Source organism: Mycobacterium sp. GA-1841 (assembly GCF_001954135.1).
In the GTDB taxonomy this organism is placed as follows: domain Bacteria; phylum Actinomycetota; class Actinomycetes; order Mycobacteriales; family Mycobacteriaceae; genus Mycobacterium.
Genome location: NZ_MBEQ01000024.1, coordinates 288,134 through 303,619, shown reverse-complemented (window position 1 = coordinate 303,619; position 15,486 = coordinate 288,134). Strand labels below are relative to the sequence as shown.

Below are 15,486 nucleotides of genomic sequence, written 5' to 3'. Positions count from 1 at the left end.
CGGCCGGATAGCGGATTGCGGCCGGCGAACCCGAGCGTCACCATGGCGAGATGGCCGGTTTCGTGACCGTCCGCGCCTATGCCGAGCTCAACGACTTCCTGGACGCTGACTCGCGCGGTCGGGTCGTGCGCCGTCCCGTTCAAAGCCATCAGACGGCCAAAGATGTCTTGGAGGCGATGGGCATTCCGCACACCGAGATCGACCTGATTCTGGTGAACGGAGACCCGGTCGGCTTCGAGCACCGGCCGGCAGTCGGTGACCGCATCGCGGTGTACCCGATGTTCGAGGCGCTCGACATCGGGCCCACGGCCCGGCTGCGGCCGGAACCGCTGCGGGATCCGCGGTTCGTGGTTGACGTCAACCTCGGCCGGTTGGCGCGGCTGCTTCGGGTGGTCGGATTCGACGTGTGGTGGTCAAACGATGCCGACGATCAGACGCTGGCCGAGATCAGCTTGGAGCAGCAACGGATTCTGCTGACGCGGGACCGTGGTCTGCTCAAGCGTCGCGCCATCACGCATGGCTTTTTCGTGCGGTCGGACCAGCCTGAGGAGCAGACGCTGGAGGTGATGCGGCGGTTGGATCTGCGGCGGCGGGTGGCGCCGTTCACCCGGTGTCTGCGGTGCAACGGCGCGTTGGCTGCGGTGGGCAAGGAGCAGGTGCTCGATCGGCTTGAGCCGTTGACGCGGCGGTACTACGACGAATTCAGTCAGTGCCCGGACTGTGGTCAGATCCATTGGGCCGGGACACATTTCGAACGGTTATCTGGTCTGGTCGACGGGCTGCTTGAGCGACTTTGATCGGATTGTCGGTACCGGGTACGACCATCTCCGGTTGCTTCGAACCAGGACAAAATCATGATCAAGTCCTTGGCTGTGAGCGCGGCCGCCGTAGCCGTCGCCACGATCGTGTGCGCTCCGTCCGCGAGTGCGACGCCGGGATGTGAGTCGATCCCATCGGGATCCTTGGGTAGCCAGGTGCACGCGGTGTGACGGGCCGATGCGGGTCGATGGCATTTGGATGCGCGCCCGGGTGATCTGAGTTCCCGCCCGTCAGGTGCCCTTCCGCTGCACTTGCAGCACGTAGAGCAGTTCCTGCTCCGGCGGGTACTTCGTCGATGATTCGGCGGTCAGTTCCGAGCAGTACCCGGTGCGGCCGGAGATCGTGCTGCCCGACGAGCCGGGATATCTCGGGTCGTCGGTCGTGCCGGTGCGGAACGTGGGGACGGGGTTGTGCTGAGTACTCGGCCGCGGGTGGGTACCCCTACCTCGATGGAAAGCGTTGGGGAAGGACGCAATGATGACAAAAGTGCTGATGGTGATCTCAGCGGCGGACCACTGGACCCTCAAGGATGGGACGGAGCATCCGTCCGGGTACTGGGCCGAGGAGGTCGCCCGCCCACACCAGATTTTCACCGAGGCGGGCTGGGACATCACGGTGGCGACGCCGGGCGGTAAGGCGCCGACGCTGGACAAGCTCAGCCTTGGGTTCGCCGGCGGCATGCCGTGGAAGCGCCGCGAGGTGAAGCGCTATCTGGACAGCATCGCCAATGTGTTGGCTCATCCCGTCGCGCTCGACACCGTGAACGACGACGACTACGACGTGGTGTTCTACCCGGGCGGTCACGGTCCGATGGAGGACCTTGCCTACGACCCGGTCTCCGGTGCTCTGTTGGCGCACCGGCTGGCGTCCGGTAAGCCGCTCGCCTTGTTGTGCCATGCGCCCGCGGCGATCCTGGCCGCGAACCGTTCCGGCGGCACGTCCCCGGTCGCCGGCCGGCAGATGACCGGATTTTCGAACAACGAGGAACTGCTCAACGGCTTCTCCCGAAAGGCACCATGGCTGTTGGAGGACAAGCTGAAAGAGGCCGGCGTCGACTTTTCCAAGGCGCTGATTCCGCTACGTCCGCATGTCGTGGTCGACGGCAACCTCTACACCGGGCAGAACCCACAGTCCTCGGAGAAGCTGGCCGAGCGGTTGGTGGCGGATGTGAAGGCGGATAAGCGAAACTCGTAGGCGCGAACCCATAATCGTCCATTCTCCTGAGCGGTTTACTCCAGTTGCGTCATGAAGTTAGGGTCGTGCCGTGACCGCTGACGACGCAGTTGACTCGTTACTTGGTGCGTTGTCGCAAACGCACATTCCGGTGGAAAATCACGGCTTCATCCGACAGTTCACTTCTGTCATTGGCATTGTCGAGTTTCGCGCTATCGAGCGAGCGGACAAGCCGTACGTCATCGCGAGGCGGAGCGACGGCCTGCCCGACCTCCATATCTATTACGGGTTCACGAACGGCTTCATTTCCGAAGAGGAGATCATCCGCGTCGCGGGAAGTGGGGTCGGCCGTGCGCCGAGCTCACGCAAGGGGACGTGGTATCTCGAGCATCCGGTCAACCGCGTGCACCATGGGGCTGAGCGGTCGCGCGATGTCCGACGCACAGCCGGGTTCTGCAGTTGCGGGATGCAATTGTCCGTCACTGGTGTTTGCGGCAACTGCGATTAGTAGACCGAAAATCTTCAATCCGGAGGGGCATGCCGAATGTGAAAGACGATGCCGATCGTGACGCTCCTCGGGCGCTGCCCGAAGGCACCAGACGTTCGGGATCTGCGCAGAGTTGTGCTTGCCACTCAGGCGCTGTGATGTGCCGGATAAGCTTCCGCGTATGACGTCGGCATCGTGGAATGTCCAGCCTGGCGAGACCCTGATCAGAGGCGATATTCATCGCGTCTACGGCGGCAATCCGCAAGCGGGGATCAGCCGTTCGGGTGCTACGCCAAACGTGATCGTGTACTCCGATCCGGCGAAGGCTGGCGACAACGGTTACGACTTCGACGGTTGGGATGCCAGAGAAGGCGTCTTCTACTACACCGGTGAGGGCAAGACCGGTGATCAGAAGATGGACCGCGGTAACCGCGCCATCGCCGACCACTGCGCAGACGGGTATGCGCTGCGCCTCTTTCTCGCCATTGGAAATAAGCCCGGTTCGCAGACCCGCATCCAGCGCTACCTCGGGGAATTCGAGGTCGATCTGGAGCGGCCATACGAGATCCGGACAGCCCCCGGCACGGACGGAGCGCTCCGGAAGGTTTTCGTGTTTCGCTTGAGGCCTGTCGGCCCGGTTGTGACCGAGAAGGTGCATACGCGCGCACTCTGAGGCGGACGGTCTCGTTAGCCGCTCGCACAGACGTCGCCCGTCGTGTCGGGGATGCGTGGCACGCTTCACGGCCACGTGTCTGGTAGCTGAGATTCGCATTTTCGTCCGAAAATGCCGGCGTCATGTTAAGCGCATGCCGGGTTGCTCGAGCCGGGTGCATTGACGGGAACTCTTGCGTCCTGCAAGTGATCCTGATTTCAGTACATCTACTGAGATGCGCTGGCGCCCACCAGGCGTGCGGAGGAACGTGTCCGGTGCGGACGCCGGTCATCCAGTTCAGTCGGGCGTAAGTGGCGGAAATGCGGGCACGCGGAGTGCGCAGCCAGCACGCCTGAGATGGAAACGAGAATTGAAGCGGAGGGTGTGTGCTGAGTTGTCGGAGCCGGAGGTCATAATCATCGCTAATTGACACAAGTGACGGGCAGCACATGTCACGTCCCTTGTGATCGGGTCTTAACACGAAGGGCGCGCGATGGTTGCTGAGCAGGAAACCGAGAACGAGCGTTTGGTGCGTCGGGCGGTCAACCTCTTCACGTTCCTCAGCCGCGCCCAGCAGCTGCTGGTCAAGCCAGTCCGCACGGTAGACAAGTTCGAAGCCGCGATGTGGTTCGTCGACCTGCCTGACCATGAGGCCGTTCGTTCGGCGCATCGGATCGCTGAGCTCAGCCCCGATACGCCCATCCTCACCGTGGATCGGGTGGCCAAGCTGGACCCGCCACCGCTGCCCCGCGAGCTGATCGTCTGGGTCGAGGGCGCGATCGATGACACGGAGAAGGAGCCCACACTTCGCGAGGCCATCTTCCGTGACGAGCTCGTCCCGGCCGAAGAGCGGGAGGATGACGAGCCCCAGGTGGTCAACCGCCGCATCGAGCTTGCTGAGCACCCCGAGGTCAGCGAAGCCTTCGATGTCTGGCTGACCAATTGGCGGCTGTGGGCCGACCGGGAACGCCGCGACGCTGCGGTGCGGGATATCTACAAGGACCTGTTCGCCGTCCACCTGAAGGCCGCCGATCACAGCGAAGAGTTCGAGCTGGTCCTCGGCGTGGGCTGTCTGGCCTGGCGGCCCGACAACCATGATCAGGTGCAGCGTCACGTCGCCACCGCGCCGATCGCGATTAGTTTCGATGAGAACTCCGGCCGCCTGACGGTGACGCAGGTCAGCGCACCCGATGCCGTGTCGATCGAGGTTGACATGTTGGACCCGGCACTGATTTCCAGTCCGGCCAAACTCGACGAAATCAAGGCGCTGGCCGCCGAGTACGACGGGCATCTGGTCGACCAGCCGGCGATTGGTGAGATCTGCCGTCGCCTGATTCATCGTCTCGATGCTGATGCGCAGTATGACGAAGACGCTGTGCAGGCACCGTCAGGCCCCAGTCCACGCGGAGCTTTCGCGCCAGCGATCATCCTGCGGCGTCGCACCAACCGCGGAATGGTGCAGATCTACGAGCAGATCGTTACGCAGATCCAGCAGGCCGGGGAGGTGCCGAAGGGCATCCTGCCGCTGATCGACCCCAACCGCCAACCCGAGCCGGAACTGAGCACAGATGTGCAGGGTGCGGTGGTCACCGTCGATGACGAAGACTTCCTGCCGCTACCGGTGAACGACAAGCAGCGCCAGATCATCGAACGCGTCGATAGCCGTGCCCAGACCGTCGTTCAAGGCCCACCGGGTACCGGAAAGACCCACACCGCAGCGGCTTTGGTATCCCACCTGCTCGCTCAGGGCAAGCGCGTGCTGATCACCGCGCATACCGACCGGGCACTGAAGGAGGTCCGCGCCAAACTGCCGCGCGAGATTCAATCGCTGGCCGTCGCAGTCATCGGTCAGTCGCGGTCTGACATGGCCGACCTTCGTACCGCGGTCGACAACATCTCGCGGCGGGCAGACGACTTCGACTCCGCCGATTCCCAGCGTTCGATCGCCCGGCACCTCAGCAGGATCGATGACCTGCGCCGTCAGCGGGCGGCGCTGCGCGACCGTCTGCTCAAGGTTCGCCGGCAGGAGGTGGAACCGCGCACGGACGGCCCAGCCCAAGGCACTTTGGCGGCTATCGCCTACGACCATTTGCAGCACGAGGCCGACTACGAGTGGATTCGGGCTTTTGAGGTCGACCCGGCCGGCGCCGGGACGACGGTGTCGACCGAGGAGATTCAGCGGTGGCGCGCCGTGTTGCGCGACGAGGACGTGACCGCGAACGAACCGGAAGCGAGCTCGACGCTGCCCGAAGCTGCATCGCTGACGACGCCGGAAGACTTCGCCAACCTCGTTGCCGCCGAGCAGCAGGCCGCAGTCCGCAAGGACCAGTTCGGCGAACTCCTCAGCCACGAGTCGTTTGGATTTGTCCGGTCTCTGACCACAGCACTGCGAGATGAGTTGCGCGCCAGAGTGTCCAATCTGGCCGAGAAGGCCGGCAATCTCGAGCGTCGGCAGGAAGCGTGGATGAATGACGCTCTGCACGATGTGCGCAGCGGTCGCCACCAGACCTGGCTGGCACGGTCGACACAGGTCAAATCACTGGCCGAAGCGGCCGTAGTGCTCACCCGTCGGATCGGTCCCACCACCTCAGTGGTCGTTGCCAGCGGTGACTTCGGTGTGCATCAACAGGTCGCGAAATCTCTTCTCGCCCATGTCGAGTCGGGAAGCGTCATCAAAACCCGGCCGGACGGGTCGCCGAAGGTTGGTGCCTTCACGTCCAAGACGGTCAAGCTGGCCGAGCCGTTCTTCGGCGCGGTCAAGATCAACGATCTTCCCGCGACCACTAAGGAACAGCTCGCCACCTTTATTGATTGGGTTGACGCTAGCCGCACCGTGGCCGCGTTGGATCAGGCCTGGCCGGTCAATGTCCTGATTCCCGAGGAGGACACCCTCGACGAAAAGATCCAGTGGCATGTCACGGAGGTGGCCCAGCTGGACAAGGTTCTGGCGTTGGGCGACCAACTTGAGGTAGAGCGGCAATGGTTCCAAGCCAACAACCTGCCGGTACCGGACTGGAACAAGCTCGAAGACATTCGCCGCTACGCCGACCTGGTGGAGGCCGCCGCGGCGGCCGACCGCGCGGCGGCCGCGGCCACGCCGGTGGAACGGTTGCACCAGTATCTGCGTAGTCAGGCGCAACTTCCCACGCCGCCGCCGATCACGATGGAGTTGCTGGCCGCAGTCCGCGACCGGGACGTCGATGGCTACGCGGCCGCGCACGCGCGTCTGCATCATCTCGACGACGTGGCCAGGGCAGCTGCCGACCGTGACCGGATCCGGCGCGAACTCGATCGGTCGGCTCCGCTGCTGGCGAGCGAGATCGCCGCCAATCCGGCGGCAGCGGAATGGGATTCCCGACTCGACGCCTATGAACAGGCCTGGCAGTGGGAGATGACCGGACGGTGGATCCTCGCCCAAGACAGCGAGGACGCCAATGTACTGAAGGTCAGCCTAAACGCGGTCGAAGACCAGATCCGCACCGAGGTCGAGCATCTGGCGGCCGAGCGGGCCTGGGGCCATGCCGTGGCCCCTGATCGGCTCACCGGCGCGGCCCGCGCCAATCTCACCCAGTACGCCCAGCTGGTATCTCGCCTGGGCAAGGGCACCGGCAAGTACGCCGCCAAACAACGGGTGGCGATTGCCGAGGCGATGGATCGTTGCCGGCCTTCCGTACCCGTGTGGATCATGCCGCTATACCGCATCGCCGAGCAGGTACACGTCGAGCCCAACCTGTACGACGTGGTGATTGTCGATGAGGCGTCGCAGGCGGGGCTGGAGGCGTCGTTCCTGCAGTATCTGGCACCCAAGATGGTGGTGATCGGTGACGACAAGCAGGTATCGCCCTCTGCGGTGGGCGTGGATCAACAACAGCTGCGCGACCTGGCCAATATGTACCTCAGCGATGACCCGTACCGGGAGTCGTGGTTGGACCCCAAACGCAGCTACTTCGACGAGGCCAACATGCGATTCGGCGGACGGATCACCCTGACCGAGCACCGCAGGTGTGTGCCCGAGATCATCGGCTTCTCTAACCGCATTGCGTATGAGCCAGAAGGCATTCGGTTGGTTCCGGTCCGCCAGTTCGGTGCCGAGCGGCTGGAGCCGATCAAGGTGGTGTACCTCTCTAACGGATACGAGGCCGCGAACAAGACGAACCTGGTTGAGGCCGAGGCGATCGTGGATCAGATCCGAAAGTGCTTAGTGGAACCGGAGTACGACGGAGCCACTTTCGGCGTGATCTCGCTGCTGGGCAAGGAACAGGCCAAGCTGATCGAGAGCAAGCTGCTGGATGCGGTGCCGCCGGAGGAGTGGGCCGCCCGCGAGCTGCGCTGCGGTGACGCGTCGGACTTCCAAGGCTCCGAGCGCGACGTCATGTTCCTGTCCATGGTCAAGGCGCCCGAGGAAGGCAAGCGCATGGGCGTGCTGACCCAGCCGCAGTACGTGCAGCGGTTCAACGTCGCCGCGTCTCGGGCGAAAGATCAGATGTGGGTTTACCATTCGATGCCTCGCGAAGCGCTGACCAACTCCGAGTGCGTACGCTTCCAGCTGCTGGACTACTGCTACGGCACGGCCAATCGGCTGCGCGGTGGTGACGACGTGCTGAGCGCGGCGGTCTCTGAGGATGTGCGGGTACCGCCGTTCGACTCACTATTCGAGCAACGGATCTTCAACCGACTCATCGACCGGGGCTACACCGTCATGCCGCAGGTCGAAGCAATGGGCTATCGGATCGACATGGTGGTCACCGGCGCAAAAGGCCGGCTGGCGATTGAATGCGACGGCGACTTCTGGCACGGCCCAGAACAATACGAAGCAGACCTGGCCCGACAACGTGAACTGGAACGGTGCGGGTGGGAGTTCCATCGGATTCGTGAATCGATGTTCTACGCGGACATGCCAGGGGCCCTGCAGGGGTTGTGGGACACCCTCGACGAGCTGGATATCCGGACTGCCGATTGGATTGACCCGAGATTCGACGATGGGCCCGCGGAATCACATGGCGAGGCCACGGATGAGGTGATTGTGCTGCCTGGGGCAGAGGACTCACCCGACGGCTGCGAACTCGAAATCGATGATCTCATCGAACGCCAGGCTGAGCATGTAAGCACGCTGGCTCCTTACATTTCGTTTAATGAGTCACTGCCGCCTGTCCTGGAAACCCCGCTTCCTGCATTAGTAGCCAACGTCGTTCGCATCGTTGAAGCAGAGGGACCAGTCCTGGGCCATCGACTGCACGATGCGTACCGCATTGCATACGGCGGACAACGTGTGGGTAAAGAGATTGCGCGGCAGTTGAACCGTGGTATCGAGCTCGCAGTGAAACGCGGCCAGATTATTGCTGACAACCCGCTCGGTCAGGCCGGCGTCAAGCCGAAGACATTCCGGCTGCCGTCACAGCCCGAGGTTGTTCAACGCGAGCTCGGGCCGCGCACACTCGGGTTGGTCCCGCCTGCCGAGCTCGCCTCGCATATGACGGCATTCACTGAACTGGTTAGCTATCCCCAGGAGGAGTTGTTCCGGGAGGTACTGAATGTGTTGGGCCTGAAGCGGCTGACTGAACCTGCGCGGGCTGTGTTGAGCGAGGCGTTGATGTTGTTGCCCCAGGCGGGGCGAGGCGAGTTGGAAGCTTGATAGGGGAGGCATCGAGATGGGGGCAACAAAGTGTCCAAAGCCGACGGGCGATGACGATTGGTTCAAGAGGATCGAGCCGCCGCGAGACCGGCATGCTCGCCGAGCTGAGGCAGATGCAGCCCGCGCCTATTACGATGATTTGGATCATGATGGCGATGACGCAATCCCTAGGTTCCTCAGCCGCACTGAAGTAGCGGAGTACCTCGGTTTGGCTGGAGTGAACTCACTATCGAAAATTGAATTGCCGCGGCCTGATGTCATTGTGGGAAAGGCTAAAGGCTGGACAAAAGCGACTATCGACGAATGGAGGGAATCCAGGCCCGGGCAGGGATGGTGGGGGCCGCGGGACTAGGTGTACCCGGGGGATAGGCCTAGTCAGACTTTTTACCAGGCCAGACATCACCTGACGGCGCGTTTGCTTCCGGCTGCGTACCGGTCCTGAGAAAACCCTCCGCTGAACAAGTCCTCGTTGAGCAATTGCAGAACCAGCTTCACATTGCCTTCCGTCACTCTCAATTTGTCGCCGTCCATGAGCATGTTGGCGTCGTAGCCGTGGCGCTCAATCTCGGCTTTGAGAGCCTCTGAAGTTATGGTCTTAATGTGTGCGCGTTCCTTCACTGCGAAGAACTTGCGACGCAGAAACTGGTTCCTTTTCAGTGCCGCGACGATCGCATCGGCGCTCCCGTCCACCATGGGGACCGATCGTGCAACTTCGTCCACCCAATCGTGGGTTTGGGCTAGTACGGCATCGGAATCTTTGAATAAGCCCTCGAACGCAATCTTATTAAGGATGTACACCTTTTCCGTGGTGATGATGGCATCATAACTGGCGTCGAACGCAAAAATTGGAGATTGGACTTTGTCCAGCGTGCCGTTCATCAGCAACGCCACCAAGGATTTCTTTGCAAGGTGGATCGGTGAACGTTTCTTGACGAAGATAGCCCTGTTCTTCTCGTTGCCGATTAGCACCGCGTGACAAATCAAGGACTTGGTCTTCAGCTCCTCATTGCTGGCCAAAGGCAGAGACGAGCCTTTGGCCAGCTCGTGAATGAGGACTTGATCGAGCAGCACGCTGGGGTCTGCTTCTAGGTGCGAGTTGTCTTCAACATCAGCGTCTGGAGCGTAGGGTGCCGGGTCGGTTAGCGAATCCACCGCGGCCTGGACGTGCAACCGCAAGTTGGCCACAACGTCATCCGCAATTTTGATCGACCGTCCAATTGAGCGCTTGCCCGCTGACCAGGCAACAACAACCTGAAGTTGGCCCACGGTGGTGGGTAAGTTTTCTTTGGCCACTGTGAATGTCATCCTCGGGCTAGTGAGTTCCTGTTTCGGGGTTTTCTTCCGCGAGGAGCAGAATATCGTTCGTCATCCGGTACGCCTGCACCGTATCGCCGGACAGTATCCTCCGCCTGCAAATGAGGTGGCCGTCGAGTCCTCCTGAATCGGTGAAAGCATAGATCCTCCAGCCGAACAGAAATAGGGTTGGGTTTACCTGAATGATTTCCGTGCGTACGTGGACAAGGAAGGTGACGGTAATGAATACGCCATAAGCCGCCAAGTCGGCGGCAGAAGGATTGCTGACGGTAAGAAACGGCAACAGATACCCAGCGAGATAGGCGGAGGCCCCGCCGCCTGCGGGCCGCACGACATCCAAAGTGTGCTGATTTGGGCAGCCGGTCCGTTGAAAATGCATCACAACGGGCAGGACAGCCAGCCCGACCGCCGCGGCCAAACCGCACGCAATCCGTAGCGGGCAACCATCGAAGCGGATCGCCAACATAGCAAAAAGCGGGGAATAAGACGAGAGAAACATCAATGGCTTGGTGAGCCATCCAGTTCCGTCCGCCATGGCGCCACCATACGCATCGACCCTGACAGGTGTCGCTAGAGCGCGGACACGGCTCTGTCCGCGCCCGCGTACCGGCGTATTTGCGATTCCCGCCCTTTTAGCCGAACGACCGAACGCCGCGTGGCCGGCACTCGACAGAAACTTCGATACCTGCCCGCATAACGACGACGTTCACCTTGCGGTTCGCCACGTCTCGACGCAGCGCGCGCAAAAGGTCGTTCTGTGTCGATATCTGGCGGTCTCCGACGGCAACGATCATGTCTCCGCGCTCAAGTGGTCCTGCAACGTTAGCCTTCACTGCCGTCACGACAAGAGCGTGTCCGTCATGTGCTCCTTCGACGACTTTCCGCGCGACTGTCACGCCCAGTGATGCTCGTTCAACGGCTCCATAGGTGATGAGCTCGTGAACGACTTCGGACACGGTGTCGGCAGGTACGGCGAAGCCGATGCCATCAGCTCCCTCGATGACGGCGGTGTTCACACCGATTACAAGGCCGTCGACATTTACGAGTGGCCCCCCCGAGTTCCCGGGATTGATGGCTGCATCGGTCTGAATGACATCAAAGATCGCTTGCTTGTCATCTGTTGGCAGGCTTCGTTTCAGCCCGCTGACAATGCCGATGCTGATGCTCTCGGGGAACTCTCCCAGCGGGCTGCCAAACGCGAAGCACAGTTCGCCGAGCCGGGCACCTTCTTTCGATATCGGTAGTGGGGCCACAGTTTGCGGGTCAATGCGCAGGACTGCTAGGTCAGTGAGCGGATCCCGCCCGATCACTCGAGCATGGGCTGGAGCCATGCCAGGCAGCTGGGTGCTAATGGGTTCGGCGAAGTCCGCAACGACGTGATTGTTGGTTACCAGATGCTCGGCGTCGTACAGCCAGGCTGACCCACTGCCCTCATCGAAGTCGTGAGTCTGACCTCTGACGATCGCGGTCGACCGTACGACACGTTCGGCGAGTGCGGCGGTCTCATCGCTGAACCGGCGCAAAATGCCTCGGAAAGACTCAGACATCGAATTCGTCGTCAATGTCATCGTCGATCATTGTCGTGCCCCCGAAACGCTTTTGGAGCAGCGTGTCGTAGTGGTCGGCGCGGTCAGCAATGAGGTCAATCGTCGCCATCAGCTGGTCAGATGACAGCTCGTCAAAGATAAAGAGCTCCGCTGACAGAAGGATCTGGGGGAGTTCAGGGTCGACGGTTGCTTTGGCGAAGGGTGTTTTTCGATTGATGGCGTTAACGGCTTCGTACACCTCAGGACGCATCGCGAAGTCTCCGAGAAGCGGAGCGAAGATCTCGATCCGCGGAGACTCTTCGTCGATCGCCCGGACGAACACGACAGCGCTACCGCACGGAATGGGGATATCGCCATCCTCGTCGCGCTCGATCTCATCGAGCTTAAGTTCACGCTTGAGTGTGGATTCCAGCCACTCGTTGAGTTCGTTCGATCGATTGTTGTTGTCGGATCCAAGTATTCGGTCGAAGAACGCGACAGGCCGTAGCTGCGACAATCTACGAGCATCACGCGCGATCATTCTGACTCGAACCCCGACTGCTCGAACTTCAAGGTCTTCGCGTTCTCGGACACGGTGCGAATCTTGTTCTCGTCAAAGCCAGTTGAGGCGACTGCCTCGATCTCGATCTTGACGACCAGGTTGATGCCCTGGTCGCGCAGGTTGGCGATCACTTCATCGGCGATGTTCTTGAAGTCCAGCGCGATCTTGTCGGAATTGAGGGTCTTCACCCCGTAGAAGCGGGTCTTAGCTGGCGGGAACGCGATATCGACGCCACCGTCTCCAGACTCCTTACCCGGGATCTCGATCGGCGGTACTGTGCCACCGCCACCACCGGGCTGATTTTCCGGTTCCTCTTCGTCACGCTGCTTAGTGGCGACGTCGGGCCGGACCAACAGCAGTGAATCCGTGGCGGACGGCGCGCTGTTCGTGTCGGTCGGAATCCACAGGCCAACGTAGCGACCATCCTGATAGCCGGTCGCCAAGGCAAAGGCATCTGTCTGCCAGATCATGGGCAGATCAAGGACGCCTTCCTCCAACACCTTTCGATCGCGCAACCGCGGCATGTAGGGGTACTGGCAGTACAACCCCCACAGCGCGCCGAGGGTGACGTGCCCGTCTTTCCAGATCTGAGGCACCTTGTTGATCGCAAGCCGGATCGGGGCGGCGGCCTGTCGGACGGACAGGTCCCCGTCGTTACCGAGCCGGCGCGACACCCGCTCGGCCAGCGATTCTGACTGCCCTTCCACTTTCGTTTCGCCCACGATGAACGGGGCGCCGGCATCGGGCTGCGACGGGACAAGCGCCCACGTAAACGTCTGCAGCAGACGTGACTTCACCGTCTGATCGGCCTGGGCCTGCCTGGCCGACGCCTGATTCTTCTGATTCTGGGTCAGGTCCAAGTCAGCCTCGTTGGCCAGGACGTGGGTCCAGCCGAGGTAGTCGCGGACAGCGTTGTCGAGTTCTTCCAGGCGCGCCTCGTCGGCCGCCAAGTACACAAGCATGTTGCGGTTGGAGCGATTGGCAGTCCCGCGCTGCTCGGTGGCCTTGTGCGCAAACTCCTTCGCCTGCGACTCAGTTCCTCGTTTATGGGCGACCTGCGGATGCAGAATCACCAGCCGGGCTTCGTCGGTGTCGGGAATGTCGGCGTGGGATTCCGGACATACGTGCACACCGGCAAAATCGCCGCGAGTGCGCGCCTGGGCTTGCAGGCGTCGGACGATCTCGGCCCACACGTCTTCTTTGTGCAGACGCTCGGCCTGATCTTTGGCGGTGCGGGTGATGTTGGCCTGCAGGTCGTACCAGTACTTGCCGGAACCGGAGTAGAAGTAGGTGGCCCGGTCGCCCAATTGGGTCAGCGCGGCGTGGAAGTTGCCTGGAACATCCCCCGGCACGGCCGTACCCAGGAACACGCGTTGGGTCTCCAGCCCCTTGTGGGCCGAACCAATCGTCGGTGCAGCACCGAAGAACACGGTGCGGGCCAGCCGCTTGGTCAGGGCGCGCTGCCCGAACAGTGGCTTTTCCTTGTCGATGCGGGCAGGCTCAGAGTTGAGGCCGTCGACGTCGGCGTCGATGATGGCCTTCCACGAATCCTGCAGATACTGAGTGAGTTCGGCGTTCACGTTGGCCGTCGCCAGCGGGATCGAACCGGGCATGATCAACGGTGACGCATCTTCACCGGTCCACAGCGCATGGATGACGGTGCTCATCAACCGCAGGACACCGCGGGTGCGTTGGAACCGCTCTAGCGATGACCATTCTTCATAGAGCCGGTCGAACAGTTCGGGGTGAATCGGGTAGGTCCGCTTGATCCGGTCCTCGTATGCGCTGTCACGGGAGTCGCGAGGGAAATCATCGGTGTATTTGCGGTACAACTCCACGTAGGCGCGGGCAGTGGACCCGATCGACGCCAACGCCGCGGCATCGGGCTCCTTGAACAGACGTTGCCGCACGATCTGGTACGCCTCGGCCGAGGAAGCAGGCCGCCACTGCTCAGCAACACGACGCACCACGTTCTGCAGCCGTTTGAGTGCCTCCAAACCGTGCGCACCACCGACCTCCTCGGCGTTACCGGCGACGACGTGATCGGCATCGTCGCCCGTTTCGGAGGCGGGGATGGAAATCACCAGCAGCACACCGGAAGTGCCCTTGGCGGCCTCGGTCAATGACTGCGCAAAAGTGAACTGGTCGTCAAACGTGCCGCCGGCCAAGTCGGTGCGGCCGACCAGAGAACGGGCGTATGCCACCCATTCGTCGATAAGGACGACCGCGGGGGAGTACTTCGCCAGGAGCTCGTGCAGGGTCTCACCCGGTGTGGTGCGCTCGGCATCAGCCTTGGCGACGATCTTGTAGGCGTCGGCACCGCCGAGTTGCCAGGCCAGCTCGCCCCAGATGGTGTTGACGTGGGTTCCGTCCTCTTTGGTTTCGCCGGCGGGGCTGAAGTGGTTGCCGACGATCGCCACCCGGTTTGCTTTGTTGCCGGTATAGCCATTGGCCGCCAGCAACTCCTGGGTGGCCTGGGGAAATTCGCCGACCGGGAGCCCGGCCGCGACGTGCCAGAGCGCCAGCATCGAGTGCGTCTTGCCGCCACCGAAGTTGGTCTGCAGGTTGATGACTGGCGGGGCGTTGTCGTCACCCGAGAGCCGCCGTACTGCCCGCCCGACCAGGTCGGTCAACCCCTCGGTCAAATAGGTACGCCGAAAGAACTCGACGGCATCGGCATAACCGGAATCCTGTTCGCCACCGAAGGCCACTTTGTAGAGGTCGGCCGCAAATTCCGAGGCTGCGAAGTTGCCGGTGGCGACGTCGTCGTGCGGTGGCAGCACCTCGCGCCACGGCTTGAGGCCGGTGCCTTCGGGTGTATCGACGGCGGCCTTAAGTGTCTTTTTGTCGTCCTTGTCCGCGGTGACTCTGCGCAGGTTGAGCCGGATCGCATGAACTTCGTCGGCTTCCTTGGTCGCGCCGATGAGTTTGAGCAGACGTTCGCCGGTGTCGAGGGCGCGGTAGGCATCGTCGTCGGTGAAAGTTCCGTTGTGGGCCCAGTTATTTCGGACTTCGCGCAGTTCGATCGCGAAGGACTCACCGGCCTTGCCGAACGATTTGTTGAACGGGTACCACCCGGCTTTGAATCCGCTGGTGATGGCGCTCTCAGTGAGCATGCGGAACTGTACCTGCGGGTCGAGCGGGTTGTAGGTCTTGTCGGCCGGTGCGCCCTTTTTCCCGTCCTTCAACTGAACAAGCTTTGTCCACGCCGCACCCAGGGCCGGATCACCCTGGCCGATCACCGAGGCAATGAAGTCGTCCAGTGCCGGGGCCATTGTCTCGAACATGCGGTTGATGCGGTCGCGGTTGCTCAGCGCCATC

General features: G+C 61.9%; 10 protein-coding genes. 5 read left to right on the top strand and 5 right to left on the bottom strand.

Annotated features, from left to right (window positions below; translation table 11 throughout):
* The first annotated feature begins 50 nt into the window (after window positions 1–50).
* From A5740_RS07720 to A5740_RS07700, 5 genes are all read left to right on the top strand, one after another.
* Window positions 51–797 carry a Mut7-C RNAse domain-containing protein gene (locus A5740_RS07720; RefSeq protein ID WP_076192784.1) on the top strand — a complete coding sequence of 249 codons (747 nt, stop codon included), beginning with the start codon at window positions 51–53 and terminating at the stop codon, window positions 795–797.
* A 499-nt stretch (window positions 798–1,296) separates the two neighbouring features.
* Window positions 1,297–2,013, top strand: a complete 717-nt coding sequence (locus A5740_RS07715; RefSeq protein ID WP_076192928.1) for a type 1 glutamine amidotransferase domain-containing protein — start codon at window positions 1,297–1,299, stop codon at window positions 2,011–2,013.
* A gap of 70 nt (window positions 2,014–2,083) precedes the next feature.
* The gene (locus A5740_RS07710) at window positions 2,084–2,500 is read left to right on the top strand and encodes a hypothetical protein (protein ID WP_076192783.1); all 417 of its coding nucleotides are present in this window, start codon (window positions 2,084–2,086) and stop codon (window positions 2,498–2,500) included.
* A gap of 160 nt (window positions 2,501–2,660) precedes the next feature.
* On the top strand, window positions 2,661–3,152 hold the full coding sequence (locus A5740_RS07705; protein ID WP_139334985.1) for a hypothetical protein: 492 nt from the start codon (window positions 2,661–2,663) through the stop codon (window positions 3,150–3,152).
* A gap of 472 nt (window positions 3,153–3,624) precedes the next feature.
* On the top strand, window positions 3,625–8,763 hold the full coding sequence (locus tag A5740_RS07700; protein ID WP_076192780.1) for an AAA domain-containing protein: 5,139 nt from the start codon (window positions 3,625–3,627) through the stop codon (window positions 8,761–8,763).
* A 399-nt stretch (window positions 8,764–9,162) separates the two neighbouring features.
* Here A5740_RS07700 and A5740_RS07690 read toward each other — a convergent pair whose 3' ends face one another.
* The 5 genes from A5740_RS07690 to A5740_RS07670 form a co-directional block, all read right to left on the bottom strand.
* Entirely contained in the window at window positions 9,163–10,056 is an 894-nt protein-coding gene (locus A5740_RS07690; protein WP_175616188.1) for a Kiwa anti-phage protein KwaB-like domain-containing protein, read from the bottom strand.
* A gap of 19 nt (window positions 10,057–10,075) precedes the next feature.
* Window positions 10,076–10,612, bottom strand: coding sequence for a hypothetical protein (locus tag A5740_RS07685; protein ID WP_076192776.1), 537 nt, complete (start codon window positions 10,610–10,612; stop codon window positions 10,076–10,078).
* A 97-nt stretch (window positions 10,613–10,709) separates the two neighbouring features.
* A complete protein-coding gene (locus A5740_RS07680) occupies window positions 10,710–11,645 on the bottom strand; it encodes a S1C family serine protease (protein WP_254849100.1) in 936 nt (311 codons plus the stop codon).
* A complete protein-coding gene (locus A5740_RS07675; RefSeq protein WP_076192773.1) occupies window positions 11,617–12,144 on the bottom strand; it encodes a YbjN domain-containing protein in 528 nt (175 codons plus the stop codon). Before A5740_RS07675 ends, A5740_RS07680 begins: the two co-directional genes overlap by 29 nt.
* A complete protein-coding gene (locus A5740_RS07670) occupies window positions 12,141–15,485 on the bottom strand; it encodes a Swt1 family HEPN domain-containing protein (RefSeq protein ID WP_175616187.1) in 3,345 nt (1,114 codons plus the stop codon). Before A5740_RS07670 ends, A5740_RS07675 begins: the two co-directional genes overlap by 4 nt.
* Window position 15,486 lies beyond the last annotated feature (1 nt).